Source organism: uncultured Serinicoccus sp. (assembly GCF_947500995.1).
GTDB lineage: Bacteria > Actinomycetota > Actinomycetes > Actinomycetales > Dermatophilaceae > Ornithinicoccus.
In genome coordinates this window covers 107,710-130,827 of record NZ_CANMUA010000011.1, presented here as the reverse complement: position 1 = coordinate 130,827, position 23,118 = coordinate 107,710, and the positions used below count along the sequence as shown (strand labels likewise).

21 protein-coding genes are annotated in these 23,118 nt (G+C 69.9%); 11 read left to right on the top strand and 10 right to left on the bottom strand.

What is annotated here, in order from left to right:
* The first annotated feature begins 699 nt into the window (after nucleotides 1–699).
* A complete protein-coding gene (locus Q0967_RS16345) occupies nucleotides 700–879 on the top strand; it encodes a hypothetical protein (RefSeq protein ID WP_058890185.1) in 180 nt (59 codons plus the stop codon).
* Between the two features lie 332 nt (nucleotides 880–1,211).
* Here the strand turns inward: Q0967_RS16345 and Q0967_RS16340 are convergent, their stop codons facing one another.
* Nucleotides 1,212–1,439, bottom strand: a complete 228-nt coding sequence (locus Q0967_RS16340) for a hypothetical protein (RefSeq protein WP_299451143.1) — start codon at nucleotides 1,437–1,439, stop codon at nucleotides 1,212–1,214.
* 420 nt (nucleotides 1,440–1,859) lie between these two features.
* Here Q0967_RS16340 and Q0967_RS16335 point away from each other — a divergent pair, with 420 nt between their 5' ends.
* Nucleotides 1,860–2,384, top strand: a complete 525-nt coding sequence (locus tag Q0967_RS16335; protein ID WP_299451140.1) for a molybdenum cofactor biosynthesis protein B — start codon at nucleotides 1,860–1,862, stop codon at nucleotides 2,382–2,384.
* Nucleotides 2,384–3,415, top strand: coding sequence for a GTP 3',8-cyclase MoaA (gene moaA, locus Q0967_RS16330; protein WP_299451137.1), 1,032 nt, complete (start codon nucleotides 2,384–2,386; stop codon nucleotides 3,413–3,415). The genes Q0967_RS16335 and moaA overlap by 1 nt, the downstream gene beginning before the upstream one ends.
* Nucleotides 3,416–3,421: 6 nt before the next feature.
* On the opposite strand, the gene Q0967_RS16325 is transcribed toward moaA, so the two are convergent.
* From Q0967_RS16325 to Q0967_RS16290, 8 genes are read right to left on the bottom strand one after another with little or no spacing between them, the layout of a single operon-like run.
* Nucleotides 3,422–3,661 carry a MoaD/ThiS family protein gene (locus Q0967_RS16325; protein WP_298752880.1) on the bottom strand — a complete coding sequence of 80 codons (240 nt, stop codon included), beginning with the start codon at nucleotides 3,659–3,661 and terminating at the stop codon, nucleotides 3,422–3,424.
* Nucleotides 3,662–3,664: 3 nt separating this feature from the next.
* Nucleotides 3,665–4,345, bottom strand: coding sequence for a molybdenum cofactor guanylyltransferase (locus Q0967_RS16320; RefSeq protein ID WP_298752882.1), 681 nt, complete (start codon nucleotides 4,343–4,345; stop codon nucleotides 3,665–3,667).
* Between the two features lie 2 nt (nucleotides 4,346–4,347).
* On the bottom strand, nucleotides 4,348–4,731 hold the full coding sequence (locus Q0967_RS16315) for a LuxR family transcriptional regulator (protein ID WP_298752884.1): 384 nt from the start codon (nucleotides 4,729–4,731) through the stop codon (nucleotides 4,348–4,350).
* Nucleotides 4,728–5,474, bottom strand: a complete 747-nt coding sequence (gene narI, locus Q0967_RS16310; RefSeq protein WP_298752886.1) for a respiratory nitrate reductase subunit gamma — start codon at nucleotides 5,472–5,474, stop codon at nucleotides 4,728–4,730. The genes Q0967_RS16315 and narI overlap by 4 nt, the downstream gene beginning before the upstream one ends.
* The gene (gene narJ, locus Q0967_RS16305; protein WP_299451133.1) at nucleotides 5,471–6,235 is read right to left on the bottom strand and encodes a nitrate reductase molybdenum cofactor assembly chaperone; all 765 of its coding nucleotides are present in this window, start codon (nucleotides 6,233–6,235) and stop codon (nucleotides 5,471–5,473) included. Before narJ ends, narI begins: the two co-directional genes overlap by 4 nt.
* A complete protein-coding gene (gene narH / locus Q0967_RS16300; RefSeq protein WP_298752891.1) occupies nucleotides 6,232–8,010 on the bottom strand; it encodes a nitrate reductase subunit beta in 1,779 nt (592 codons plus the stop codon). Before narH ends, narJ begins: the two co-directional genes overlap by 4 nt.
* Before the next feature lie 43 nt (nucleotides 8,011–8,053).
* Nucleotides 8,054–11,761 carry a nitrate reductase subunit alpha gene (locus Q0967_RS16295; protein WP_298752893.1) on the bottom strand — a complete coding sequence of 1,236 codons (3,708 nt, stop codon included), beginning with the start codon at nucleotides 11,759–11,761 and terminating at the stop codon, nucleotides 8,054–8,056.
* Complete coding sequence (locus tag Q0967_RS16290; RefSeq protein WP_298752895.1) at nucleotides 11,758–12,639, bottom strand: metalloregulator ArsR/SmtB family transcription factor; 882 nt, start codon at nucleotides 12,637–12,639, stop codon at nucleotides 11,758–11,760. Before Q0967_RS16290 ends, Q0967_RS16295 begins: the two co-directional genes overlap by 4 nt.
* Nucleotides 12,640–12,888: 249 nt before the next feature.
* Here Q0967_RS16290 and Q0967_RS16285 point away from each other — a divergent pair, with 249 nt between their 5' ends.
* From Q0967_RS16285 to Q0967_RS16260, 6 genes are read left to right on the top strand one after another with little or no spacing between them, the layout of a single operon-like run.
* Nucleotides 12,889–14,292 (top strand): nitrate/nitrite transporter, encoded by a 1,404-nt coding sequence (locus Q0967_RS16285; protein WP_298752897.1) that lies wholly within the window; start codon nucleotides 12,889–12,891, stop codon nucleotides 14,290–14,292.
* A complete protein-coding gene (locus Q0967_RS16280) occupies nucleotides 14,289–15,686 on the top strand; it encodes an MFS transporter (RefSeq protein WP_298752900.1) in 1,398 nt (465 codons plus the stop codon). The genes Q0967_RS16285 and Q0967_RS16280 overlap by 4 nt, the downstream gene beginning before the upstream one ends.
* Nucleotides 15,687–15,739: 53 nt before the next feature.
* Nucleotides 15,740–16,036, top strand: a complete 297-nt coding sequence (locus Q0967_RS16275; RefSeq protein WP_298752902.1) for a DUF2249 domain-containing protein — start codon at nucleotides 15,740–15,742, stop codon at nucleotides 16,034–16,036.
* Nucleotides 16,037–16,085: 49 nt separating this feature from the next.
* Nucleotides 16,086–16,526, top strand: a complete 441-nt coding sequence (locus Q0967_RS16270) for a hemerythrin domain-containing protein (RefSeq protein ID WP_298752904.1) — start codon at nucleotides 16,086–16,088, stop codon at nucleotides 16,524–16,526.
* Nucleotides 16,523–17,692: a hypothetical protein gene (locus Q0967_RS16265; protein WP_298752907.1), complete on the top strand. Its 1,170-nt coding sequence runs from the start codon at nucleotides 16,523–16,525 to the stop codon at nucleotides 17,690–17,692. The genes Q0967_RS16270 and Q0967_RS16265 overlap by 4 nt, the downstream gene beginning before the upstream one ends.
* On the top strand, nucleotides 17,680–20,442 hold the full coding sequence (locus Q0967_RS16260) for a multicopper oxidase domain-containing protein (RefSeq protein WP_299451126.1): 2,763 nt from the start codon (nucleotides 17,680–17,682) through the stop codon (nucleotides 20,440–20,442). The genes Q0967_RS16265 and Q0967_RS16260 overlap by 13 nt, the downstream gene beginning before the upstream one ends.
* Before the next feature lie 599 nt (nucleotides 20,443–21,041).
* Here the strand turns inward: Q0967_RS16260 and Q0967_RS16255 are convergent.
* A complete protein-coding gene (locus Q0967_RS16255) occupies nucleotides 21,042–21,959 on the bottom strand; it encodes a F510_1955 family glycosylhydrolase (protein WP_298752580.1) in 918 nt (305 codons plus the stop codon).
* A 148-nt stretch (nucleotides 21,960–22,107) separates the two neighbouring features.
* Between Q0967_RS16255 and Q0967_RS16250 the strand changes: the two genes are divergently transcribed.
* Together Q0967_RS16250 and Q0967_RS16245 are read left to right on the top strand one after the other, a co-directional pair.
* Nucleotides 22,108–22,458 (top strand): heavy-metal-associated domain-containing protein, encoded by a 351-nt coding sequence (locus Q0967_RS16250; protein ID WP_298752578.1) that lies wholly within the window; start codon nucleotides 22,108–22,110, stop codon nucleotides 22,456–22,458.
* 270 nt (nucleotides 22,459–22,728) lie between these two features.
* Nucleotides 22,729–23,073 carry an NADH-quinone oxidoreductase subunit A gene (locus Q0967_RS16245; RefSeq protein WP_298752576.1) on the top strand — a complete coding sequence of 115 codons (345 nt, stop codon included), beginning with the start codon at nucleotides 22,729–22,731 and terminating at the stop codon, nucleotides 23,071–23,073.
* The last annotated feature ends 45 nt before the right edge of the window (nucleotides 23,074–23,118 follow it).

Sequence of the window (23,118 nt, the reverse complement as noted above, 5' to 3'; positions counted from 1 at the left end):
CGAGCATCTCGCCGATGACCCCCTCACACCAGGGCACCACACCGGCCACCCAAACCCCACCACTCCACGGGACTCTTACACTCGAACCCTCAACCACCTATTTACAAGACTCCCGGCTACAACGTCTTGACCTGCACAACCAGCCGGAAGAGAGGCGTTCAGACCGTTTCGTGCATCATACGTGCATCATGGCTGGCGCCTCATGGCTCGACTTGGCCACTACTCCGCCGATCACCCGGCGGGGGAGAGTCGTGCACACCCGCAGCCAGGAACTCATAGCGGAGCCGGTCGAAGGTCGTCCGGCTGTCCTTCGCGCCTTATGCAAGCCTAAGCCCGCTTGCCCTTCCCCGCACTGTCCCCTTCGGCGGCCGTCTCGACTTCGCGAGGTCGTGTGACCACTCGGAACAGGCGGTCAGCATCACCCGTCATGCCAAGTACAGTGCGCTGCCCACTGGCCCCGAGGCCCGGCGGAAAGGTTGCCACGGCGCACTCGTGCCGGAGATATGTCGGTGCCGCTACTCGGACAATGCCACCGAGCGCGCAGTAGCCCCTCTCGACAGGAGCGCGGCAGGCGGGAGCCGTCGAGCCGCAGGACCGACTGAAGCAGCAAGCCCAGGGAGTGGGCGAGCCCGCCGCGCGGCTGTCGGTGGCCAGTGGCATAGTGAGGAGCAGCGACTCAAGACCCGGAAGGGGCGTGCAATGACCGTCGTCCAAACTCTCACCCGCTCCGAGGCCGAAGCCGAGCGCGACGAGCTGCTCGCCATGTTCGACACCGAGGACCGAGACCTCATCCGTGACGCTTTGCTGTCCGGTCTTTACGACGACGTACATGCACAAGCGGCGCGTCGTCTGGCACATTTGGACTTTCTACTCGGGTGAGGCAGCCCAATCTGGACGAGGCTGCACGACACTTCGCCGAGCAACTGAGCGGGACCATAGGGGCAGTTGTCGGCTTTGACGTCGCGTTCACCGCTACCAGACTCGATGAGGGGGACCGCCTGACGGTCAGCACTACCGATCGCATGGGGATCGTGTTGACCGCAGGCCGTGAGCCTCTACTCCGCCTCGCTGTTGAGTTCCAGTGCGGATGGGATGCACCCGGCCACTTCCTCGCCGTTCACAAATCGCAGGTCCACGTCTCGTCCGTAGAGGATCGAGCGCCCCTGCTTCGCTACGAGTTCGTCAAGTCCCCCCAGAGCGGCATCCCGTGTTCACACCTTCACGTCCACGCTCACCGGGATGCCTTCACGCACGCCATGAGCCGTGCTGGTGAGCGGACCCCTAGGGCGAAGCGCCGCGCTCGAGGCCGCGCCGTCGGCCGCGTCGAGGACCTTCACTTCCCTCTTGGCGGTGCTCGCTTCCGCCCCGCACTGGAGGACGTCCTCCAAATGCTCGTCGACGAGTTCGGCATCGATGCAGCCGACCAGTGGGAGTCGCACCTAGCCCAGGGTCGTCAAGACTGGCGCCATCACCAACTTGCCGCCGCAATACGCGACAACCAGAAGCACGCCGCCGACACGTTGGCCGGACTCGGCTACACCGTCGAGCCACCCCTCGAGGGCTTCCCAGAAGGGCCGGGCCGACAGGTCAGCAGCTACTAGCACTAGCACCACGACGGTATGGGCGCTGGACGCTCATCCCGACCGAGGTGAGCGGCAGATATTTGGGCCGTTGCCGGCCACGGCGCCCTCACACCTCGGACCACTCGACAGGACGGCCATCGTGGACGTGACTACCCGGGCCGTCAATGCTGAAAGTGCGCAACGCCCAGGTGACATCGTCGAGTGATGGCCCACGGTCATCCACGCATCCATGGAGGCGCTCACGAGTCCGACGTCGGAGCCCGTTAGGGTCGAAGAATGAGCCCACGCGACGTGTCTCAAGCAACAAGGACGGCAGCCGTCGTCACGGTGTCGGGCCGGTCCTCGGCCGGGCTCCGCCAGGACGAGTCGGGCCGCCGCCTCACGGAGGCACTGCAGGCGCTCGGGTATGCCGTCGAGGGCCCCGTGGTCGTGCCCGATGGAGTGGAGTCGGTGGCCGGGGCGCTGCGTGACGCCGTCGCCGACGGAGCCCGACTGGTGGTGACCACCGGTGGCACCGGCATGGGCCCGCGTGACCTCACGCCGGAGGGGACCCGCCAGGTCATCACGCGGGAGAACCCGGGCATGGCCGAGCTGATGCGCCGGGAGGGCTCCCGGCAGACCCCCTTCGCGGCGGTGTCCCGCGGCGTGGTCGGGGTCGTCGACTGGCCGCAGGAGCGCGGTGTCGGCGGCACCCTGGTGATCAACCTGCCCGGTCGCCCCGCGGCCGTCACCGAGGGGATGGACATCATCGGGCCGCTGCTCGGCCACCTGGTCGATCAAGTCGTGGGGGGCGACCACTGATGATGATCCGCGAGCCGCTGGTCGACGGCTACGGCCGGGTGCACCGCGACCTGCGCATCTCGGTGACCGACCGCTGCTCGCTGCGCTGCACCTACTGCATGCCCGAGGACGGCGTGCCCTGGCTGCCCCGGGCGACGATGCTCACCACCGAGGAGGTCGTGCGCCTCGCCGGCGTCGCGGTCTCCATGGGCATCGAGGAGGTCCGGCTGACCGGCGGCGAGCCGCTGCTGCGCCGCGACCTGGTCGACGTCGTCGCCGGCATCTCCGCGCTGGACCCGACGCCCGAGGTGTCCATGACGACCAACGCCATCGGCCTCGCCAAGAACGCCGCAGCTCTGCGCGAGGCCGGCCTGACCCGGGTCAACGTCAGCCTCGACACCCTGCGCCGCGACGTCTTCATCGCGCTCGCCAAGCGGGACCGCCTCGCCGACACCCTCGCCGGCATCCACGCGGCCGCCGAGGCCGGGCTCGTCCCGGTGAAGATCAACACCGTCCTCATGCGCGGGATCAACGACGCCGACGAGGACGTCGTGGCCCTCCTGACCTTCGCCCTGGAGCACGCCTACGAGCTGCGCTTCATCGAGCAGATGCCGCTGGACGCCCAGCACGGCTGGGACCGCTCGCAGATGATCAGCGGCGCGGAGATCCTCGCGAAGCTGCGCACCGGCTACGACCTCACCCCGCAACCGGACGAGTCGAGGGGCAGCGCACCGGCCGAGCTCTTCGACGTGCGGCCGTGGGGGGCCGGCCCCGAGGTCGAGCCGCTGGGCACGGTCGGCGCCATCGCCTCGGTGACCATGCCCTTCTGCGGCAGCTGCGACCGGGTGCGGCTCACCGCCGACGGCATGATCCGCAACTGCCTCTTCGCCGCCGGGGAGACCGACCTGCGCACCCCCCTGCGCGACGGCGCCTCGGACGACGAGCTGGCCGCGCTGCTGCGCGCCTCCATCACGGCCAAGCTGCCCGGGCACGGCATCAACCAGCCCGACTTCCTGCAGCCGCCCCGGCCCATGAGCGCCATCGGCGGCTGAGGCCGGTCAGCCGCCGGCGAAGGGCGGCAGCACGTCCAGGACGGCGTCGTGGCCCAGGGGTAGGGACCGGTCGCTGACGTAGCGGCCTTCGTGCAGCACTGAGCTGCAGGAGAGCACGCGGGCGAGCTCGGCGCCGTGCAGCTCGGCGAGCTGGTCGAGCAGGCTGCCCAGGTCCTCGGCGGGCACCTGCTCAGTCTCGGTGCCGGCCGCTTCTGCGGCGGCAGCGAAGTACCTCACGGTCGCCATCGTCTATCCCTTCGTGTGTGGTTCGTCCGTCATCGTCGGCTCCCGCCGCAGGCGATGTTCCCAGTGCTGGGCGTCGGCCCAGGTGTCTATGTCCCCGAGGTGCTCCCGCCCGGTTTTCGCGTCATACCAGCGTAGGTCGGCGACGAGGCGGCGCACCGAGGCGTCGCGAACCTCTCCCAGCCGGCCCAACGCCCTCTCGAGAGAGACCAGGCGGTAGACGGCCAGCAGCCACTGGCGGTGGCCCTCCGCGTCCTGGTGACCGACGGCGTCCACGTGCTCCGCCGCGCCGTCCAACGAGGCGCGTAGCGCGGCCAGAGCGACCGCGGCGCCAGGCTGGTCGACCGCCACGACCGCCACCCAGTCGGCGGGTCGGGCACCGACCCGCCCGTCGCACGGGCCGTCGAGGGCCGATTCGCCCTGGGCGCTGCTGCGCAGCGTTTCCAGTCCGGCGGCGATACCGGCGACCGGGCCCCCGTCGGGGGGCTCCTCCACCGTCCGGAGCACGCCCGGTGGCACAGGAGTATCACCCACGACCACCACCCTGCCTCCGAGCAGCGGCTGCGCCTCCAGCACCCGCGCCAGCAGCGACCGGCCGCCCACCTCCAGGGCCGCCTTGTCCCGGCCTCCGAGCCGCGTGCCGCGACCGCCGGCCAGGACCAGGAGGTCCACGACCTGCCCGGGCACGTTCAGGAGCCTGGCAGCGACAGCGCGAGGAGGCAGACGCTGTCCACAGCGGCCGTGACCTCGTGCCGCTCCGGGGGTATGACGCACGCCGTGCCTGCGGACAGGGCGTGCGACGTGCCGTCGCTGGAGAGGACCACCCGGCCGGAGAGGCAGAGCAGGGAGGCGGGACCGGGCGCTTCGTGCTCGGGCAGGCCGCCGCCGGCGGGTAGGCCGAGCAGGACGAGGCTCTGCCCGGGCTGGCGCACAACCGCCCGCACCGCCCGGCCGCGGCCGGTGGAGCGCGCCTGGTCCAGGAGCTCCTCACCCTCCGCGCGCAGGTCGACGACCCCCGATGTGCCCTGGGCGCGGGACTGACCGGGGTCGTCGATCGCGGGGTGCTCGTTCACGGGACCCGCTCCCAGCCGCGCTTCTGCGCCCGGGTGCCGGTCGCCGTCCCGGGCCGCTCGTCGCGGCTGCGGTAGACGATGTAGGGCCGGGTGAAGTAGCCGATCGGCGCTGAGAAGACGTGCACCAGGCGGGTGAAGGGCCACATCGCGAAGAGCAGGAAGGCGAGCAGGGCGTGCAGCTGGAAGCCGAGCGGTGCACCCTCCATGAGTGAGGCGTCGGGCTGGAACCAGAAGATCTGCCGGAACCACGGCGAGACGCCGTCGCGGTAGTTGTAGTGGTCGCCCGCGATACCCAGGTTGAGCAAGGTGCCCGCGATGGTGTTCCACATGCCGAGCACGATGACCACGGCGAGCACGGCATACATGACCTTGTCGTTGACCGTCGTGGCGCGGAAGACCGGCCCGACGGTACGGCGCCGGTAGACGAGGATGGCCAGCCCGACCAGGCAGGCGATGCCTGCCGGCAGCCCGCCGAGCAGCGCGACGATGTGGTACAGCTCCTGGCTCATCCCGGCCCGCTCGGTCCAGCTCTGCGGCACGATCAACCCCATGAAGTGGCCGACGGCCACGAAGAGGATGCCGAAGTGGAACAGCGGGCTACCGATCCGCAGCAGCTTGTCCTCGTAGAGCTGGGAGCTGCGGGTGGTCCACCCGAACTTGTCGTAGCGGTAGCGCCAGACGTGGCCCACGACGAAGGTCGCCAGGCAGATGTAGGGGAAGATCACCCAGAGGAAGGTGCTCATCGGGGGGCTCCTACGGGGATGGTCGGGCCGAGGGACTGGGGGGTGTGCGGTGCGCTGCCGGGGGGCGCGCACCCGTCGGTCGGGGGTGTGCGCAGGCCGTCGAGGGCGGGGTCCATGGCGTAGGGCGCGTCGTCGATCCCGACGGTCTCCTGCGGCGGTCCTTGGGCGATGAGCCGGGCGAGGGCCTGCTCGTCGTCGCCGTCGAGGTCGGGCAGGGTGGCCCGAAGGGCCGCAACCACGTCCAACCAGGGTGAGCCGCGCCGGTCCAGGGCCCGCCGGAGGAGCTCGATGCCGACCCGATGGTCGTTGAGGACCTTCCACGCCGTGTCGGGGGCGACAGTCGCGCCGAACTCCAGGACGACAGGCAGGTAGTCAGGAAGCTCTGCATCGGCGTCGTCCAGCTCGACACCGTGCTGGCGGTAGAGCTGTTTGAACTGCACCAGCGCCACGCCCCGGTTGCGGGTGTCCCCGTGCAGGAAGTAGGTCAGGTGCAGGGCGCACTTGCGGGTGACGTCGAAGGTGTCGACGTAGTCGCGCTGCAGCTCGGGCAGGCCGACGACCTCCGCGTGCTCGAGGAACCGAGTCAGCGGCTCGCCGGCCGACGGCGGCAGGCCTCCGGCCACCTCCCGGAGCGCCGTCAGGTGCCCGGGCAGGTCCTCGCCGGGGTAGTCCAGCAGCAGCGAGCACAGCTGCCAGGCGTCGGCCTGCGCGCGCGCGTCGAACCGGGGGCTGCTGCGCCGGTGGCGCCGCCAGGGCATCATCGCTGCTGCCCTCCGTCCGCGCCAGCGACGTTGTCCGGCCGGGCCTGGCCGTCCTCGAGCACGGACCGGTCGTCGGTGGGCTGCTGCGGGCTGTCGCCACCCGAGGGGGGCTCGACGCCCTTCTGGCGCTGGGGGAAGAGACCCTCGGGCATGCCGCGCCCGTCCCAGTTGAGCAGGTTGACGCGACCTCGCTTGCCGCCGCCCGAGACGAGGGTTTCCGACTGGGCCCGCTCCTGGAGCATCTTGAGGTTCTCCACCGCGACCGGGGTGACGGCGCCGCGGCCCGAGCCTTCGCCGAACGGGCCGGAGGAGTCGAGCAGCTCCTCGTCGAAGGAGCTCACGGGGCAGTCCGTGGCCAGCTCCTCCAGGGCGTGCGCCTGCTCCCCGTGGGCTGTGGGGATGACGTAGCGGTCGCCGTACTTGGCGATCGCCAGGAGGCGGAACATCTCGTACATCTCCTCCTCCTCCATACCGACCGCCTCGGCGATGTGCGCCTGGGGGTCGCGGCCCAGGTTGATGTCGCGCATGTAGGACCGCATCGCAGCCAGCCGGCGCAACACCGCCTCGACCGGCCGGGTGTCGCCCGCGGTGAAGAGGTTGGCGAGGTACTCGATCGGGATGCGCAGCGCGTCGATGGCTGCGAAGAGGTTGTCCTTGTCCTCGGCGTCGTAACCGGTGTCCTTGATGACGTCGACGACCGGCGACAGCGGCGGTATGTACCAGACCATCGGCATCGTGCGGTACTCCGGGTGCAGGGGCAGCGCGACTTTGTAGTCGGTGATGAGCTTGAGGACGGGGCTCTTCTTCGCCGCCTCGATCCAGTCGCCGGGGATGCCCGCGCGCTCGGCCTCGCGCTGGACCGCAGGGTCACGGGGGTCCAGGAAGACGCTGCGCTGCGCCTCGTAGAGGTCGTGCTCGTCCTCGACCGCAGCGGCCTCGAGCACCTTGTCGGCGTCGTAGAGCATGAGGCCGATGTAGCGCAGCCGGCCCACGCAGGTCTCGGCGCACACGGTCGGTATGCCGACCTCCACGCGCGGGTAGCAGAAGGTGCATTTCTCGGCCTTGCCGGTCTTGTGGTTGAAGTAGACCTTCTTGTAGGGGCAGCCGGTGACGCACATGCGCCAGCCGCGGCACCTGTCCTGGTCGACCAGCACGATGCCGTCCTCCTCGCGCTTGTAGATGGCGCCGGAGGGGCAGGAGGCCGCGCAGCTGGGGTTGAGGCAGTGCTCGCAGATCCGCGGCAGGTAGAACATGAACGTCTGCTCGAACTCGAACTTCACCTTGTCCTCGATGCCTTTCAGCATCGGGTCCTTGGCGGCGTGCTCGGTGGACCCGCCGAGGTCGTCGTCCCAGTTGGCCGACCACTCGATGTTGATGTGCTTGCCCGAGATGAGCGACGTGGGCCGCGCGACGGGGAAGGTGTCCTGCGCCGGGGCGTTGAGCAGCGTCTCGTAGTCGTAGGTCCAGGGCTCGTAGTAGTCCTGGATCGAGGGCATCTTGGGGTTGGAGAAGATGTTCAGCAGCTTCGTGAGCCGGCCGCCGGCCTTGAGCCTCAGCCGGCCGTTCGCGGTGACCTCCCAGCCGCCCTTCCAGACCTCCTGGTCCTCGTAGCCGCGCGGGTAACCCAGCCCAGGCCGGGTCTCCACGTTGTTGAACCAGACGTACTCCGTGCCCTGCCGGTTGGTCCACGCCTGCTTGCAGGTGACCGAGCAGGTGTGGCACCCGATGCACTTGTCCAGGTTCATGACCATGGCCATCTGTGCCATGACGCGCATGTTCTCTCTCTTCCTCAGGTCGGTATGTCGTGCGTCGGGTGGTTCAGTAGGTCACCGGAGCGGTGCGCCGGCGGATCACCGTGACCTCGTCACGGTTGCTGCCGATCGGCCCGATGTAGTTGAAGAAGTAGCAGAACTGGGCATAGCCGCCGACCATGTGGCTCGGCTTGAGCAGGATCCGGGTGAGACTGTTGTGGATGCCGCCGCGCTTACCGTCGGTCTCGGTCAGCGGGACGTCGATGAGCCGGTCCTGGGCGTGGTGCATGAAGACCGTGCCCTCGGGCATCCGGTGGCTGACGATCGCCCGGCAGGCGACGACGCCGTTGCGGTTGACCGCCTCGATCCAGTCGTTGTCGCGCACGCCGATCTTGGCGGCATCCACGTCGGACATCCAGATCGTCTGCCCGCCCCGGGAGAGCGAGAGCATGAACAGGTTGTCCTGGTACTCGCTGTGGATCGACCACTTGCTGTGCGGGGTCAGGTAGCGGACCGCAACCGCGACCGCGCCCTCGTGCTCGCTCTGCCGACCGACGGGGTCCTCGCCGAAGAGCGTGGTCATGTTCAGCGGGGGACGGTAGGTCGGCAGGGACTCACCCATCCCCTGCACCCAGTCGTGGTCGAGGTAGAAGTGCTGCCGCCCGGTCAGGGTGTGGAACGGTTTGGAGCGCTCGATGTTGATCGTGAACGGTGCGTAGCGCCGCCCACCGCTCTCCGAGCCGGACCACTCCGGGGAGGTGATGACCGGCACCGGCGCGGCCTGGGTGTCGGCGAAGGTGATCTGCTTGCCCTCGTGCTCGGCCGACAGGTCGTGCAGCTGGGTGCCGGTCCGCTTCTCCAGGAACCGGAACCCCTGCGTCGCCAGGTGGCCGTTGCTGACCCCGGACAGGTGCATGATCGCATCGGCGACCTGGATGTCGGTCTCGATCCTCGGTTGCCCGTCCGCCACGCCACCGCGGACGGTGCCGTTGCGTCGGCGCAGGATGTCGATCTCGCGGTCGACCTCGTACTTCACGCCCTTGGTCAGCATGCCGACCTTCTCCAGCAGCGGGCCGATCGAGGTCATCTTGTCGTAGACGGTCGTGTAGTCGCGCTCGACCTCGGCGACCACCGGCATGGTGCGTCCCGGGACCGGCTCGACCTCGCCGGTGCGCCAGTCCTGGACCCGGCCGTGCACGGTCGCCATCGCCTCCGGGGTGTCGTGCCACAGCGGTTTGGTGACGACGTCCTTGCGGGTGCCCAGGTGCTCGACCGCCAGCTCGGAGAACCGCCTGGCGATGGCCTTCCACGCCTCCCAGTCGCTCTTGGCCTGCCACGGCGGGGCGATGGCCGGGTTGAAGGAGTGGATGAAGGGGTGCATGTCGGTGGTGTTGATGTCGTGCTTCTCGTACCAGGTCGCGGCCGGCAGCACCACGTCCGAGAACAACGTGGAGCTGGTCATCCGGAAGTCGAGGGTCAGCAGCAGGTCGAGCTTGCCCTCGCCGGCCTGCTCGGGCCAGGCCACGTCCTGCGGCCGGTGCTCTGTTGAGGCCTGCGTCGCCTTCACCGCATGGTCGGTCCCCAGCAGGTGCTTGAGGAAGTACTCGTTGCCCTTGGCCGAGGAGCCGAGCAGGTTGGAGCGCCACAGCGACAGGACCCGGGGGTAGTTGTCCGGGTGCTCCGGGTCCTCCACCGCGAACCGCAGCGTGCCGTCCTTGAGGCGGCTGGCCACGTAGTCTGCGGCGGCCATGCCGGCCTCGGCGGCCTCGTCGGCGACCTGCAGTGAGCTCCGGTCGAACTGCGGGTAGGACGGGACCCAGCCCAGCCGGACCGCCTGGGCGAGCAGGTCCATCGTGGACCTGCCGGTGAAGGCGCCGGTCGAGCCGTTGACCGCGTCGGCGTCGAAGGTGTCGTAGCGGTACTGGCTGGTGTGGACGTACCAGTACGCGGTCTGGTTCATGTGTCGCGGTGGGCGCACCCAGTCCAACGCGAAGGCAAGGTGCTGGAAGCCCATGATCGGGCGGACCTTCTCCTGGCCGACGTAGTGCGCCCAACCACCGCCGTTGCGGCCCTGGCAGCCGGTGATCGAGGTCAGCACCAGCAGGGCCCGGTAGATCTGGTCGGAGTGGTACCAGTGGTTGATGCCGGCGCCCATGAGGATCATCCCGCGACCCTGCGTGTCGATGGCGTTCTGCGCCCACTCGCGGCCGATGCGGATGATCTGCTCGGCCGGGACGCCGGTTATCTCGGCGGCCCAGGCGGGGGTGGCTGGGGCCGAGGGGTCGTCGTAGCCGGACGGCCAGGTGCCGGGCAGCCCGTCGCGGCCCACGCCGTACTGGGCGAGCAGGAGGTCCATGACCGTGGTGACCAGCCGGTCTCCGACCCGGCGGACCGGCACGCCGCGGCGCTCCAGCACCTGGTGGCCCTCGAGGTTGTCGAAACGTGGCAGCGCGACCTCGACCGCCTCCGCGGTGCCGCCGTAGAGCGAGAGCACCGGGCGGATGTCGCCGAGGTCGAGGTTCCAGCGGCCTTCGCCCTCCTCGCCGAAGCGGTGGCCGATCGACCCGTTCGGGATCGCGACCTCACCGGTCGCGCCGTCGAGGACGGCCGGCTTCCACATGGCGTTCTCGCTGCCCGCCTCGGGGTGGTCCGCCAGATCGCCGGCGACGAGGAACTTGCCCGGACGGTAGCTACCGTCACCGGCGTCGTCGAGCGTCACGAGATAGGGCAGGTCGGTGAAGCGCTGGTTGTAGTCGGTGAAGAAGTCGACCTGGCGGTCCACGAAGAACTCGCGCAGGACGACGTGCCCCATACCCATCGCCAGCGCACCGTCGGTGCCCGGGGCGGAGGCGACCCACTCGTCGGCGAACTTGACGTTGTCGGCGTAGTCCGGCGCGACCGCGATGACCTTCTGGCCGCGGTAGCGCGCCTCGACCATCCAGTGCGCGTCGGGGGTGCGGGTCAATGGGACGTTGGAGCCCCACATGATGAGGTATCCGGCGTCCCACCAGTCGCCGGACTCGGGGACGTCGGTCTGGTCGCCGAACATCTGCGGGGAGGCGTTGGGCAGGTCGGCGTACCAGTCGTAGAAGGAGAGCATCGGCGCGCCGATGAGCTCGTGGAACCGGGCACCGGAGGCGTAGGACACCGGGGACATGGCCGGGATGGGTGAGAAGCCGGCGATACGGTCGGGGCCGAACCGCTTGACGGTGTAGACGTGCGCGGCCGCGACGAGGTCGACGACGTCCTCCCAGCTGGCCCGCACCAGGCCGCCCTTGCCGCGCGCCGTCTTGTAGGCCCGTGCCTTCTCCTCGTCCTGGACGATCGAGGCCCACGCCAGCACCGGGTCGCCGTACTGCTGGCGGGCGGCTCGGAACATCTCCAGCAGGGTGCCGCGCACGTAGGGGTAGCGCACCCGGGTCGGGCTGTAGGTGTACCAGGAGAAGGCCGCCCCGCGGGGGCAGCCGCGCGGCTCGTACTCCGGCTTGTCCGCGCCGGTCGAGGGGTAGTCGGTCTGCTGGGCCTCCCAGGTGATGATCCCGTCCTTGACGTAGACCTTCCATGAGCACGAGCCCGTGCAGTTGACGCCGTGCGTGGAACGGACCACCTTGTCGTGGCTCCAGCGGTCACGGTAGAAGGAGTCGCCGCTGCGGCCGCCCTCCAGACTCAGCGTCCGCCGGTCCTTCGAGACCCGCCCCCGGGTGAAGAACCGGCGGGTCCCGACCAGGGCGTCGCTGAGCGGGCCGTCGAGGCGGGCAGAGGTGGTGTCGCTCATGCGGGGTCTCCTGGTGTCGTGGCGGGGGTGTCGGTCGGGGTCTCGGGATCGTTCGCCCAGGCGGCGTGCTGAGAGGACCCCCAGCGCGCGGGTCCGGGCTCGATGGGCTCGCCTGGCGGTATACGGTCGCGCAGCAGCAGCGCATGGCAGGTGGCGGGGGCCACGAACGGACGGAGGCTGACGCCCGCCGCGTCCTCGCCGGCCACCTCCAGGGCACCCCTCAGCAGCCCCCGGTGCACTCCGCACACGACCTCCGGGCTCTCCCGGGCCAGGTCGAGGAAGGGACAGTCGCGCAGCGTGATGCGCACGTCGCCCTGCCGGCCAGACATCTCGAGATCGGGGGTGTAGCCCCACTCCTGAAGCAGGTCCACCACAGCCCCCACCTTGCCCACCCACTCACCGGTGGTGCGGGCGGGTTCGGCCAGCGGCTCCCTCCCGTCGGCCCCCAGCCGTCGACGCACCCACTGGGCCCCCGCCTCCTCAGGGGTCGGGCTCTCGCCCTGGGTGGGGTCCAGCGCGCTGGCCAGCACGGTCGCCAGGACCTGGAACGGGCCCTCGACCGCTGGCTCCGGTGCGGCCTGCGCCACGGCGGAGGCCACATACCGTTTGGCCGGACGGCCCGCGCCACCGCTGCGCACGACATGGGACTGCACCAGACCTCCGCCGACCAGCTGGTCGAGGTGGAAGCGCACCGTCGTGCTGTGCAGCCCCAGCTCCTCACCGAGCTCGGCAGCAGTGAGGCCGGTGTCACGGGTAGGGCGGCCGGACACCGCCAGCCGTGGCAGTGCCCGCAGCTGCTCGACGATCGAGCGCCGGACGGCAGACGCCATCAGCGAGTCCGCCCCGCGCGTGGGCCCGGTGGGCTCGGTACCGGACATCGTGGACTCCTTTTAGTGGACACTTCCCGCTCAATCTAAGCCACGCGTCACGCCCTGCGCAATCAGGACCTTCGACTGGGCGAACACGAGCAAAGCCGCAGGTGAGTCCCGTATTACGACACCTCGTCGTGCTTGAATTCGATGTAGCGTACGCCACAGTCCCGATGGCGTGTGTCCGCCTCCTACGCGGTGTAGGATCGGCCCCGGACAGTATTTAGATGATTCCGATCCTTCAAATAAGGAGAGCCGATGAGCATCACTGCTCCCGTGGCCGACCCGGTGTCGGCCTCGCCCTCTGGTGCCAACCGGGTCATGTGGACGTCCACGGTGGCGTTCACGCTGATGTTCGCCGTGTGGCTCATGTTCGGGATCCTGGGCAAGCCCATCCAGGAGGAGTTCGGGCTCACCGACACCCAGCTCTCCTGGGTCAGCGCGCTGGCCGTGCTCAACGGGGCGATGTGGCGCCTGCCGGCGGGCATGCTGGCCGACCGGATCGGCGGACGCAAGGTGATGACCGCGATGCTCGCGGTCACCGCGGTGCCGGCCTTCCTGGTCAGCCTCGCCGAGAGCTACGCGATGCTGTTGGTGCTGGCGTTCCTCGTCGGCTTCGCCGGCAACGCGTTCAGCGTGGGCATCGCCTGGAACGCCGCCTGGGCGCCGCGCGAGCGGCAGGGGTTCGCTCTCGGGCTCTTCGGCGCCGGCAACGTCGGCGCGTCGGTAACCAAGTTCATCGGCCCCCCGATCATCGCGGCCACCGCCGGCACCACGGTGGTCCTGGGCCTGCAGGGCGGCTGGCGGCTCATCCCCGTCGTCTACGCCGTCCTGCTGCTGGTCATGGCGGCAACGCTCTGGCTGCTCACCCCCTCCCAGGACCGGATGCCCGGGGCCAGCAGGCCCCTGGGCGAGATGCTCGCGCCGCTGTCGCAGGTGCGGGTGTGGCGGTTCAGCCTCTACTACGTCGCCGTGTTCGGCGCCTACGTCGCGCTGTCCGCGTGGATGCCGCTCTACTACATGAACAACTACGGCGTCTCCCTGGCCGCAGCCGGCCTGCTCACCGCGGTGTTCATCTTCCCCGCCTCCCTGCTGCGGCCCGTCGGCGGCTGGTTCTCCGACCGCTGGGGCGCACGGCGGGCGATGTACGGCACCTTCTTCGTCATGCTGGCCACCTCGGGCGTCCTCATGATGCCCAACGGGCACGTCGTCATCAACCACGCGGACGGGACGCAGTCGGAGCACCTGGGCTACGCGATGCACATCGTGCCCTTCACCCTCCTGCTGTTCCTGCTCGGCTGCGCCATGGGCGTGGGCAAGGCCGCGGTCTACAAGCACATCCCCGAGTACTTCCCCGGCAACGTGGGCCCGGTCGGCGGCCTCGTGGGCATGCTCGGCGGCCTGGGTGGCTTCTTCCTCCCGCCGCTGTTCGCCTACACCACGGCCTGGTCCGGCTTCCCCACGTCCACCTTCTTCGTCATCTTCCTGCTCACCGCCCTCTGCCTGGTGTGGATGCACCTGACGGTCGTGCGGATGCTGCACGAGCGCTCGCCCGAGGTGTCCGCCGACATCGAGGTCCCGACACAGGGCCCCCAGCCCGCCCCCGCCGGCATCCTGGCCGGCTCCACCCACGGCACCACCTTTGAGGAGACCCGCGCATGAGCACCGTCGACGACCGCCACACCGGAGGGGAGTGGCTGCAGTCCTGGGACCCGGAGAACGAGCAGACCTGGGACCAGGGTCTGGCCTGGCGGACCCTGTGGATCACCACCTTCTGCCTGACGCTCGCCTTCGTGGCCTGGTTCCTGCCCAGCGCGATCATCCCCAAGCTCAACGCGCTGGGGTATGAGTTCACCAAGAGCCAGCTGTACTGGATGGCCGCCATGCCCGGCCTGTCCGCCGGACTGTTCCGCCTGGTGTGGATGGTGCTCCCCCCGATGCTGGGCACCCGCAAGATGGTCAGCCTCACCACCCTGCTGCTGATCGCCTCCACCCTCGGCTGGGGCGTGCGCGTGCAGGCACCGACCGCCCCCTACTGGGAGCTGATGGTCCTCGCCTTCCTCGCCGGCATCGGCGGCGGAGCCTTCTCCGGCTTCATGCCCTCGACCTCCTACTTCTTCCCGAAGAGGAAGCAGGGCACCGCGCTCGGCCTGCAGGCCGGGATCGGCAACTTCGGCGTCTCGCTGGTCCAGCTGCTGACGCCCTACCTCATCGCTCTGGGTGCCCTGGCGCTCTTCGGCAGCAGCCAGCAGCTGCAGATGCCGGGCCAGCAGGCCCAGCAGGTCTGGTACCAGAACGCGGCGTTCGTCTGGATCCCGCTCATGGTCGTCGGCGCCGTGCTCGCCTGGACGATGCTCAAGTCGGTCCCGGTCAAGGCCAACATCCGCCAGCAGTTCGACATCTTCTCCAACCAGGACACCTGGTGGATGACGGTGCTCTACATCATGACCTTCGGCACCTTCTCCGGGCTCTCGGCACAGTTCGGGCTGCTCATGGCCAACCTCTACGGCATCGGCAACGAACAGATCGTCAGCGGCTCCGGCCCGGACGCACAGATGCTCATCCCCGGGTATGACGTGCCCGACGTGGTCGCCTTCGTCTTCCTCGGCCCCCTCATCGGCGCCGGCGCCAGGGTGCTGTTCTCCCCGCTCACCGACCGGATGGGCGGCGCCATCTGGACCCTCATCTCCGGGCTGGGACTCATCGCCTCGATCGCCGTGACCATCCCGGCGCTGACCCCGGACACCAGCTCCGCCGAGGCGCTGAGCAGAGACTTCCGGCACTTCCTCCTCGGCATGCTCGCGATCTTCCTCTTCGCCGGCATCGGCAACGCCTCGACGTTCAAGCAGATGCCCATGATCTTCGAACGCCGGCAGGCCGGCGGTGTCATCGGGTGGACGGCCGCGATCGCCGCCTTCGGCCCGTTCCTCTTCGGCGTCGGCCTGACGATCATGAGCCCGACCCTCTTCTACCTGATCGGCATCGCCTGGGCCGTGATGTGCGTGGCCATCACCTGGATGCGCTACGCCCGCCCGGGCGCCCCCAAGCCCGGCTGACCGGCTGCCTGCCACCTTCCCACCACCGTCCACGACGAACACCGGAGGACCCCATGACCCACACCGAGCTCCCCCTCACCCAGGTCCGCGAGGGCGGCTGCGGCTGCGGCTGCACCGACGAGGGCGTGCCCGCGCTCGACGCCCGCGAGATCCCCCACGCGATCCGCCACGCGACCATCTTCGGCGCCCTGTCCGGGCTCCGTCCGGGACAGCAGATGGACCTCGTCGCCCCGCACGACCCCCTGCCGCTGCTCGCCCAGATCGCCGACCGCGAAGGCGAGGCCATCAGCTGGGACTACCAGGTCCGCGGCCCCGAGGCCTGGACGTTGCGGTTCACCCGCGCCGCCTGAGATGTGCACCTACTGCGGCTGTGAGTCGATCGGGGTCATCGGCCGGTTCATGGCCGAGCACACCGACATCATCAACGCCTCCGGTGAGCTGCGCCGGGCGTGCGAGGGCGGCAGTACCCCGCAAGTCGTGGCGGCCGTCGACCGGGTCGAGGCGCTGCTACACCCGCACACCCGCGACGAGGAGACCGGGCTGTTCGCCGTACTGCGCCGCCAGGAGCAGTTCACCGACCACATCGAGAGCCTCTGCTCGGAGCACACCACGCTCGATGCCCAGCTCGAGGCGATCCGGCGGGCCGGCGCGGACGTCGACCCCGTGCTCGTCGACACCTTCCTGCACGACCTGCGTCACCACATCGACAGGGAGGACAACGGCCTGTTCCCCGCTGCGGCGATCGCGCTGGACTCTCCCGACTGGGCTGAGGTGGACGAGGTGACACCGGCCCTGGCACCCGCGTCCGGGGCCCCAGGACAGGCACCGGGCCGAGGATGAGTAGCAGCGCGGGCCCCGCCGGCCGCAGTCCGCGCTGGGCCCCGCTGCTCATCGCCGGCGGCGGACTGGCCCTGCTGGGCGGCTTGGACGCCGCACTCACCCTGGCCGGTCTGCCCGCCCCCGTCGGCAGCGCGCGGCTCGCGGTCCTGCACGGGCCGCTCATGGTGCTCGGGTTCCTCGGCACCGTCATCGCCCTCGAACGTGCCGTCGCCCTACGCGCGGCCTGGTCCCTCCTCGCGCCTGCATTGCTGGGCGCCGGGGCCCTCGCCCTGGTCACGCTGCCCCAGCCGCTGCTCGGACGGCTGCTGCTCGCGCAGGGCATGCTGCTGCTCGTCGTGGTCTACCTCGCGCTGTGGCGGCGTAACGGCGACCCGCTCGTGGCCGTGCAGGCTCTTGGCGCCGTGCTCGCCGCCGCGGCCGCGCTGCTGCTCACACGCGTCCAGGTGGCAGCCGTCATGCCTCTGCTGACCGGCTTCGTCGTGCTGACCATCGCCGCCGAGCGCGTGGAGCTGGCCCGCCTGGCGATGCCGACCCTTGCCCGGGCCACCCTCACCGCCCACGCCACAGGCCTGAGCGGCGCCGCCGTCGCGGCCGTGCTGTGGCCCACGACCGGAGGGCGCCTGCTGGGGGTCTCCCTGCTGCTCCTGACCGCCTGGCTCGGGCGTCACGACGTGGCGCGCCGGCTGGTCCGCTCGACCGGCCTGCCACGCTTCGCCGCGGCCGCGCTGCTCATGGGGTACGGGTGGCTGGCCGTCACCGGACTGGGCCTGGTCCTCACGGGGTCGCCGGCGTCCTCCGCCGCCGGCTACGACATCGTGGTCCACGCCACCTTCCTCGGCTTCGCGATGTCGATGATCCTGGCCCACGCCCCGGTGATTCTGCCCGCCGTGCTGCGGGTGCGCCTGCCCTACACCACGCTCATGTGGGGCCCCCTGGTCCTGCTGCACACCACCCTGCTCGGTCGGGTCCTGACGGTGGCCGTCGGCACGACGACCGGCTGGCACGCCGCGCTCATCGGCAACGTCGCAGCCGTCCTGCTCTTCGTCACGGTGTCGGCCATCACCTCGGCCGGCGCACGGCGCCACCGAGCCGCACGCACCCGCCATACCCGCCACCGCTCCCCCACCCCAACGACCGAGGAACACGAGCCCGCATGCCTGCCCTGACCAGCCCTGCCGTCCCCGACGCCCCGCGACCGACCGGTCCCGCCCGTCCGGGCGGCGCACGGGGCAGGTGGCCGCTGCGCGACTACCCCGGCGTGCTCTGGATGGTGCTCGCGGTGATCACGACCCTGGTGCACCCCTTCGTGCCCGGCTCCCGGTGGCTCATGGTGCACCTGGTGCTGCTCGGCGCCCTGACGCACTCGATCATGGTGTGGAGCACCCACTTCAGCCAGGCGCTGCTGAAGACCGCACCCGGCCTGGACGACCGTCGCCGACAGAACCACCGCCTGGTCCTGCTCCTGGTCGGCACCACGACCACCCTGGTCGGCGTGCCCACGGTCCAGTGGTGGGTCACCGCGACGGGCGCCGCGATGGTCACCGCCGCCGTCGTCTGGCACGGCGTTCAGCTCTCCCGCCGACTGCGCTCGGCGCTACCGGGCCGGTTCCGGGTGACCGTGCGGTACTACCTGGCCGCGGCCGTCTGCCTGCCGGTCGGCGTCGCCCTGGGCGCCACCCTCGCGCTGGGTCTCGACGACACGACGCACGGCCGCCTCCTGCTGGCGCACATCACCGTCAACGTCCTCGGCTGGGTCGGGCTCACCGTCACCGGCACCCTGCTCACCCTGTGGCCCACGATGCTGCGCACCCCCATCGGACCCGAGGCGGAACGGCGCGCGCACCAGGCCCTGCCCGGACTCGCCGGCGCGATCGCGCTGCTCGTGGCCGGTGCCCTGGCTGACCTGCGGTGGGTCACCGTCGCCGCGCTGAGCCTGTACGCCCTGGCGCTGGCGTGGTGGGCCTCCGCGGTCCTCGCGCCGGCTCGGACCGCCCGCCCGCGCGAGTTCGCCCCGGCCTCGGTCGGTCTGTCGCTGGGCTGGTGGCTGGCCGGCATCGTGGTCGTCCTCGTGCGGCTCTCGACCACGCAGACATGGGCCGAGTTCACCGACGGCTTCGGCCCCACCACCGCGATCCTCGTCGTCGGGTTCGCCGCCCAGCTGCTGCCGGGAGCGCTGTCCTACCTGGTCCCGTCGGTGCTCGGCGGCGGCAAGACCGTCGTGCGCGCCGGGCAGGCGTGGTTCGACCGATGGGGCACCGCGCGGCTCGTCGTCGTCAACGCCGGCCTGCTCCTGTGCCTGCTGCCCGTCCCGAGCATCGTGCGCGTGATCCTGTCCGTGCTCGTCCTACTCGCCCTTGCCGCCTTCATCCCGCTGATGCTCGCCGGGATCCGCGCCGCGGTGCGCGCGAAGAAAGAAGTGGAGACGGCCCGCGCCCGGGGAGAACGCCCGGCCGGGGCGGCCCCCACGCCGAGGGCCCCCGCCGGCGAGCCCGACCGCATGCCGTCAGTCTGGTCCGGCGGGCAGCTGGTGGCTGCGGTGTCCGCGCTCGTGCTCGCCGTGTCTGTCGGCGTCGCGCTCGACCCTGCCGCAGCCGGTCTGGCGGGGGGCACGTCGACCGGTCGGGCGGTCGCGGTCGCCCCCACCGGCGCCACCACCACCGTCCAGGTGGCCGCCGTCGACATGCGCTTCCAGCCCGCCCGTATCGAGGTGACCCGCGGTGATCGTCTGGTCGTCGAGCTGACCAACACCGACCCGACCACCGTGCACGACCTGCAGGTCCTCGGCCAGCGCACGCCCCGCCTGTCCCCCGGCGAGTCCGCCACGCTCGACCTGGGTGTCGTCGGTGAGCCGGCGCAGGGCTGGTGCACGATCGTGGGCCACCGGCAGATGGGGATGGTCCTGGACGTCGTGGTGACCGGGGACGACCAGGTGTCCGTCGCCGCTGAGGACCACACCGGCCACGACACCGAGGGAAACGACACCGACGGCCCAGCCTCGATGCACCTCGACCCGCAGACCCCGGTGACGGACCCGGTCGACCCAGCTCTGCCGCCGGTGACGACGAAGGCGGGCACCACGCACCAGCTCACCCTCAGGGCGACCGAGGAGGAGCTCGAGGTCGCCCCCGGCATCACCCAGCTCCGCTGGACCTTCAACGGTCGGGTCCCGGGTCCGACGCTGCGCGGCAAGGTGGGGGACGTCTTCGAGGTTACCCTGGTCAACGACGGGACGATGGGCCACTCGATCGACTTCCACGCCGGGGCCTTGGCCCCTGACGAGCCGATGCGCACCATCCCACCCGGGGAGTCGCTGGTCTATAACTTCACCGCACAGCGGGCCGGGATCTGGATGTACCACTGCTCGACCATGCCCATGACCAGCCACATCTCGGCCGGCATGCACGGCGCCGTCATCATCGACCCACCCGAGGGCCTGCCACCGGTGGACCGGGAGTACCTGCTCGTCCAGTCCGAGGTGCACCTCTCCCCCGCCACTGTCCAGGACGGCGCGCCCGCGGCGGAGGTCGACGCCGTGGCAGCCGCGTCGGACCGGCCAAGCTTCGTCACCTTCAACGGCATCGCCAACCAGTACGACGAGCACGTTCTCGACACCGTGGTCGGAGACCGCGTGCGGCTCTGGGTGCTGGACGCTGGCCCGAACCGTTCGACGTCCTTCCACGTCGTCGGCGGCCAGTTCGACACCGTCTACGCCGAAGGGGCCTGGCGTCTCGGGAGCCCCGAAGGTCCGACCGAGGACGCAGGGGCACAGACCCTGGGCCTCATGGCCGCCCAGGGCGGCTTCGTCGAGCTGACCTTCCCCGAGGCGGGGTCCTACCCGTTCGTCTCCCACGCCATGGCCGACGCCGAGCGCGGCGCCCACGGGGTCATACGGGTCACTGCGCGGACCGACGAGTGAACACCCACCGTCGCCGGGGTGATCGCTGCGCAAGCCGAGCCCGCCCCGGTGTCCGTTCGTGGCTGAGGGCAGCTGAGACACCTGGGCCTAGAGGACCTGGGCGTCCTGACGGACGTGCAGCATACGTGCATCAGCGACTCGAAGGGGCCGGGGCACCCCCGGTCATGGCGAAGTCACGAAGCCGCAGGTCACAGGCATACGGCAGGCCACGCTACTGTTTTGCGAACAGCAGACTGAAGTGCAGACTGTAGAGCCCAGATCGCTTGCGGCACAAGCGATCTCAGAGCTGGCGAAGGGACTCGAACCCTCAACCACCTATTTACAAGACTCCCAGCCATAGCGCGCTGACCAGGGCACATCCTCCAAACATAGGCGTTTCGCCGGCATCGAGGCCGAGGAGGATATCCAGCTGCCCCCGCGCGACGACGCCAAGATCCGCACGAACGAGGAGGACGACGCCAAGATCCGCACGAACGAGGAGAAGGAGCTGGAGGACCGGGACAAGGTCCGTGCGCTGCGCCGCAGCGGCGGGGACACCACCGACCCCGACCAGGAACGCTGACGTCCGGAGGTAGGCTCAACGGGACGCGCTACCCCAATTACGGCACTTGCACGAATGTGGATCCGAAGTCGAGGCTCTTCAGCACACCGTTCTGGGTCGCGACAAGGATCTCCGTCTTGCCGCTGGGGAGGAGGTGCGCACCGAGGGCCTGCACTTCCACCGAGAGCGGCGAACCAGCCTCCCAAGACTGCCCCGCGTCATGGCTGAGGAGCACCCTGTTCGCCGCCGTCGTTGCGACGATGGTCTCCTCGTCCACCCAGTCGACGAGCACGACGCTCTCCGGAGGATCTAGCGGGGCCCAGGTCGCGAGGTCATCGGTGGATTGCAGCAGACCTTGCTCGGTGGTGGCGAGCACGGCACCGGTGGCTCTGTTCACGGCAAGATCCACGGGTGGCGCCGGGATCGACGCTTCGTCCCAACGGGTGCCGTCTGCGCTGGCGCGTAGCGTTCCGTCGAAGCCCAGAACGCCCGCAGGTCCTACCGCCAGCACGTGGAAGTCGCTCTCGCCCCCTCGCGACAACGTCTGCCATGTCTGGCCCCGGTCTGTCGAGGCGATGAGACCGACGGGCTGGGGCAGGTCGGTGTCGAATCCTGGGTGACCGGAGGCGAACCACGTGCCGTCCGGAGCGATGGCGAAACCCATGAGGTCGACGACGTCCCCCCGCCCGTACCAGCCGCCGTCGCGGCGCTCGAACGCGCCCTCGTGGGTGGCCATGACGACACTCTGCGTGATGGGGTCGCGCGCGACTCCGTGGATGTGGGTGATGGGTTGATCCAGGACCCCGGCGTTCTGGCCCGCCGTTCCGCCAAAGGCACCTGACTGCTCAGAGGCGGGCGTGATGTCAGAGGAGCAGGCCGACAGCACCAACGATGCAGCTAAAGCGATCGTGGCCGACTTCGCGGTCCCGAGGTGCTTCTTTGTCGTTCTCGAGAGTGTTCTGATGGCGATCTCCACGTGAGACTGAAGAGCGGGCGTCCGCGGACCACGTGTGCAGCCAGTTCTGTCTGAACCCATACCCCGGTAGGGTATCATCGGCGCCACACGACTTTGCAGCACGCCACGAGCAGAACCATCACCCCTCACCCCGACGGAGGATGACCTCATGTGTACATCTCGGACACAGTCGACACAGGTCGGCGAGCGGCCCACCACCGCTGAAGCGACGTCGTGCGCCTGCTGCGCCACCGAGGCAGGGAGCGCGACCGGGTCGGCCGAGAGATCACTAGCGCTGGTGCAGACCACCTACCTCGTGACCGGACTGACCTGTCATCACTGCGCTACCTCGGTCACCGAGGAGTTGGAGGCACTGGATGAGGTCTCAGCAGTCCAGGTGGACGTTGTCCCGGGAGGCGAGTCTTCGGTCCGGGTCGCGAGCACAGAGGCACTTGGCACCGAGCGCGTCCGTACCGCCCTGTCCGATGCCGGCGACTACGCCGTCAGTGGCAGGCGCTGAGCCGTTCTCCCAAGGAGGCCGAGACCTTGCCCGGGTCTGCGGTCAGAGGCTGGTCTCGGCCTCATCCGCCGGGGCAGAAGCCATGAGGCGCGCCCGGCGCTATGACCGTCGCCGTCCGACCGAAGGGTGGACGCCCCCTCTTCGGTCTGCGACAGCCGCACGTGACCCACTCAGGTCTGGTGGTGTCCACCTGTCGGGCAGTGTCGATGCGGCAGGGCCGCGGCAGACGGACGACACAAGAACACCATCGAACGGCTTCTAGGGAAGTTCATGTATCTGGCTCTCATAGGCGTGGCCATCAGTTGCCTGGTGGCGTTGGCGGGGATGTTCGCGCTGCACCGGGCCACCGCGGTGACCGCCGACCCGCTGCGCACGCTGCCGTTCGAGTCCGGCTGGGTCCCCCAGCAGCACGCCTTGTCCCGCTACCACGTGCGGTGGTACCTCGCGTCGCTCGTCTTCCTCGCCTTCGACGTCGAGATGCTGTTCATGTACCCCTGGGCCGTCGTCGTGGCCCAGGTCGGGTGGTCCGCCGTGGTCGAGATGTTCCTCTTCCTCGGGGCCCTGCTCGTCGCGGTCGTCTGGGCCTGGCGCGAGGGGGCGTTCCGGTGGGTCTGAGGGAGGTCCTGGCCCGGTCAGCGGCCCGGCACGCGCACGTTCTCG

What these genes read in the sequence shown, in the direction of transcription:
- Q0967_RS16345 (WP_058890185.1), top strand. Translation starts at nt 700, where the DNA reads ATGACCGTCGTCCAAACTCTCACCCGCTCCGAGGCCGAAGCCGAGCGC.
- Q0967_RS16335 (WP_299451140.1), top strand. Translation starts at nt 1,860, where the DNA reads ATGAGCCCACGCGACGTGTCTCAAGCAACAAGGACGGCAGCCGTCGTC.
- moaA (WP_299451137.1), top strand. Translation starts at nt 2,384, where the DNA reads ATGATGATCCGCGAGCCGCTGGTCGACGGCTACGGCCGGGTGCACCGC.
- Q0967_RS16325 (WP_298752880.1), bottom strand. Translation starts at nt 3,661, where the DNA reads ATGGCGACCGTGAGGTACTTCGCTGCCGCCGCAGAAGCGGCCGGCACC.
- narI (WP_298752886.1), bottom strand. Translation starts at nt 5,474, where the DNA reads ATGAGCACCTTCCTCTGGGTGATCTTCCCCTACATCTGCCTGGCGACC.
- narJ (WP_299451133.1), bottom strand. Translation starts at nt 6,235, where the DNA reads ATGATGCCCTGGCGGCGCCACCGGCGCAGCAGCCCCCGGTTCGACGCG.
- narH (WP_298752891.1), bottom strand. Translation starts at nt 8,010, where the DNA reads ATGCGCGTCATGGCACAGATGGCCATGGTCATGAACCTGGACAAGTGC.
- Q0967_RS16295 (WP_298752893.1), bottom strand. Translation starts at nt 11,761, where the DNA reads ATGAGCGACACCACCTCTGCCCGCCTCGACGGCCCGCTCAGCGACGCC.
- Q0967_RS16290 (WP_298752895.1), bottom strand. Translation starts at nt 12,639, where the DNA reads ATGTCCGGTACCGAGCCCACCGGGCCCACGCGCGGGGCGGACTCGCTG.
- Q0967_RS16285 (WP_298752897.1), top strand. Translation starts at nt 12,889, where the DNA reads ATGAGCATCACTGCTCCCGTGGCCGACCCGGTGTCGGCCTCGCCCTCT.
- Q0967_RS16280 (WP_298752900.1), top strand. Translation starts at nt 14,289, where the DNA reads ATGAGCACCGTCGACGACCGCCACACCGGAGGGGAGTGGCTGCAGTCC.
- Q0967_RS16275 (WP_298752902.1), top strand. Translation starts at nt 15,740, where the DNA reads ATGACCCACACCGAGCTCCCCCTCACCCAGGTCCGCGAGGGCGGCTGC.
- Q0967_RS16270 (WP_298752904.1), top strand. Translation starts at nt 16,086, where the DNA reads ATGGCCGAGCACACCGACATCATCAACGCCTCCGGTGAGCTGCGCCGG.
- Q0967_RS16265 (WP_298752907.1), top strand. Translation starts at nt 16,523, where the DNA reads ATGAGTAGCAGCGCGGGCCCCGCCGGCCGCAGTCCGCGCTGGGCCCCG.
- Q0967_RS16260 (WP_299451126.1), top strand. Translation starts at nt 17,680, where the DNA reads ATGCCTGCCCTGACCAGCCCTGCCGTCCCCGACGCCCCGCGACCGACC.
- Q0967_RS16250 (WP_298752578.1), top strand. Translation starts at nt 22,108, where the DNA reads ATGTGTACATCTCGGACACAGTCGACACAGGTCGGCGAGCGGCCCACC.
- Q0967_RS16245 (WP_298752576.1), top strand. Translation starts at nt 22,729, where the DNA reads ATGTATCTGGCTCTCATAGGCGTGGCCATCAGTTGCCTGGTGGCGTTG.